The organism is Bacteroides sp. AM16-13 (assembly GCF_003602705.1).
Taxonomy (GTDB): domain Bacteria; phylum Bacteroidota; class Bacteroidia; order Bacteroidales; family Bacteroidaceae; genus Bacteroides; species Bacteroides xylanisolvens.
In genome coordinates this window covers 1-2486 of sequence record NZ_QTLK01000065.1, presented here as the reverse complement: position 1 = coordinate 2486, position 2486 = coordinate 1, and the positions used below count along the sequence as shown (strand labels likewise).

Sequence of the window (2486 nt, the reverse complement as noted above, 5' to 3'; positions counted from 1 at the left end):
CTGCGCCCATAAGGGGCATATAGTAAATGTAGCATTAGCAAGCTACCAGGCAAGGGTTTTCAACGCCTGTCATTAGCCAACTTATCCACTTAGCCGAAAGGCGGTGGGGAGTGTCGCATGTTGGAAACGGCATAAGTCAGTAAACTATCATATTGCTACTGAATGCCTAAATGAAATGATAGATATGAGGATGAAGACTATACTGTTTGAACGACAGTCCAAGTTGTTAGTTGGTAAACCCCGACGGAAGATAGTTACAAACGTCGGGCTGCAATACTTCTACTTTCCGACTTCGAGTACGAGAGCCGAAAACCGATTGCAGAACAGCCGCAATAAGCGGAAAAGGACGAAAATCGCATCCGACAATCTATCGCGCTATGTTACTTGTATGCCTAAATGGGGATTACCTAAGTAGGAACGCCGCAAGGCTATGGGACTTGTCTCTGAATATCCTATATGGTAACAGAGTCTCCGTAGTAGTCCGAGCAAGGGAAAGCCTTGTACATGGCGAAGGGAGATAGTTAATATTTTTAATACGTTTAACGAAAAATGTGTGAGACATTATGAGAGATTCAGGTAATGTATTAAACAGTCTGGCTGGGCATAGCTCAGACCTAAATTACAAGTTTGAACGGCTTTATCGACTGCTGTTCAATGAAAACCTGTATGCGTTAGCCTATCAGAACATCGCTTCTAATGAAGGGAATTGTACGAAAGGTGCAGACGGTCAGTCCATAGATGGAATGAGTGTTGAACGCATACACAACATCATTGACAAATTGAAAGACGAAAGCTATCAACCTTATCCTGCTAAGAGAGTTTACATTCCTAAAAAGAATGGCAAGAAGCGTCCCTTAGGCATTCCTGCCTTTGATGACAAACTTGTGCATGAAGTCGTAAGAATGATTCTTGAATCCATCTACGAGGGGCATTTTGAAAAGTGCTCACATGGATTCAGACCGCACCGCAGTTGCCATACTGCATTGGCTTCCATTCATGAGGGATTTGACGGAACTCGCTGGTTTATTGAGGGTGACATCAAAGGATTTTTTGACAACATCGACCACGATGTTATGATAGGGATTCTTGCTGAACGTATCTCTGACCAGCGGTTTCTACGTCTGATTCGTAAATTCCTGAACGCAGGATATATGGAGAAATGGCAGTTCTACAACACTTATAGCGGAGCACCGCAAGGGGGTGTTGTAAGTCCGATTTTGGCAAATATTTATCTTGATAAATTGGATAAGTATATGCAGAAATACATTTCATTTTTCAACAAGGCTGATAAAAGGAGAGTAAATCCTGAATATAAAAGGATTGAATCTCGAAAGTACAAACGAGTAAAGAAACTAAAGAATGAGACAGATGAGCAGAAGAAAGAAGTATTACGTCAGGAGATTAACAAGCTCCATCACGAAATGCAACAACTTCCTGCAACTCTGGACATGGATGAAAATTTCAGACGTATGAGATACGTTCGTTATGCCGATGATTTTTTGATTGGTGTAATCGGAAGTAAAGAGGAATGTGTAAAAGCAAAGGAAGATATTAAAGCCTATCTGCATGACACTTTGAAACTTGAACTTTCCGATGAAAAGACGCTAATCACCAATTCAAGCGACCATGCGAAGTTCTTAGGCTATGAAGTGACAATCCGCAGAAGTGACAAAACAAGAAAGGATAGCAGAGGTATTACTCGCCGTTCTCTTGGCTACAAAACAGTTCTTCTATTACCTACTGAGGTAATGAGAAAGAAGTTGCTCGACTATGGAGCAATGAAAATTGTAGTAGAAAATGGAAAAGAGAAATGGGAGTCTAAATCTCGACCTTATCTTAGAAATAATGACGACCTTGAAATCTTGAACCGATATAACTCGGAGATAAGAGGTATCTATAATTATTATTGTCTTGCCAACAACTGTAACATTCTCAATAGTTTCTACTTCTACATGAAGGAAAGTATGTATAAAACACTTTCGTCAAAGTATGAATCAACCGTACGGAAGATTATCCGAAAATACACTCGTGATAAAATTTTCTACGTACAGTATGAGGACAATAGAGGCGCAATAAAAGAACGTGCTTTGTATCATGGAGGATTTAGGCAACAAAAGCAGGCAAGATTGGACTTTGCGGACAATCTGCCCAGTTATCGTGCAACCCAAAGTACGAGCCTAATGGCTCGACTGAAGGCTCACGAATGTGAATATTGCGGAGCAACGGATAATTTGAAAATGTTTCATGTCCGTAAACTCAAAAATCTGGAAGGCAAACAAGAATGGGAACGTTTTATGATTGCTCGAAAGAGGAAAACAATAGCTGTTTGTAATAACTGTTATCGTAAAATTCATGGAAATAAGAAATAGACTGAATATATTGATGGAGAGCCGTATACATGGAGACGTGTACGTACGGTTCGGTGGCGAGTACATTGAAACCTACCGTCCGAAAGGACGGCAAGGCGCGATGTGCTTAGCCTGTGG

General features: G+C 40.8%; 1 protein-coding gene. It reads left to right on the top strand.

From position 1 onward, the window contains the following. Nucleotides 1-563: 563 nt before the first annotated feature. On the top strand, nucleotides 564-2369 hold the full coding sequence (locus tag DW173_RS23525; RefSeq protein WP_120145339.1) for a reverse transcriptase domain-containing protein: 1806 nt from the start codon (nucleotides 564-566) through the stop codon (nucleotides 2367-2369). The last annotated feature ends 117 nt before the right edge of the window (nucleotides 2370-2486 follow it).

Coding starts and splice junctions, on each gene's coding strand:
- DW173_RS23525 (WP_120145339.1), top strand. CDS start 564: ATGAGAGATTCAGGTAATGTATTAAACAGTCTGGCTGGGCATAGCTCA.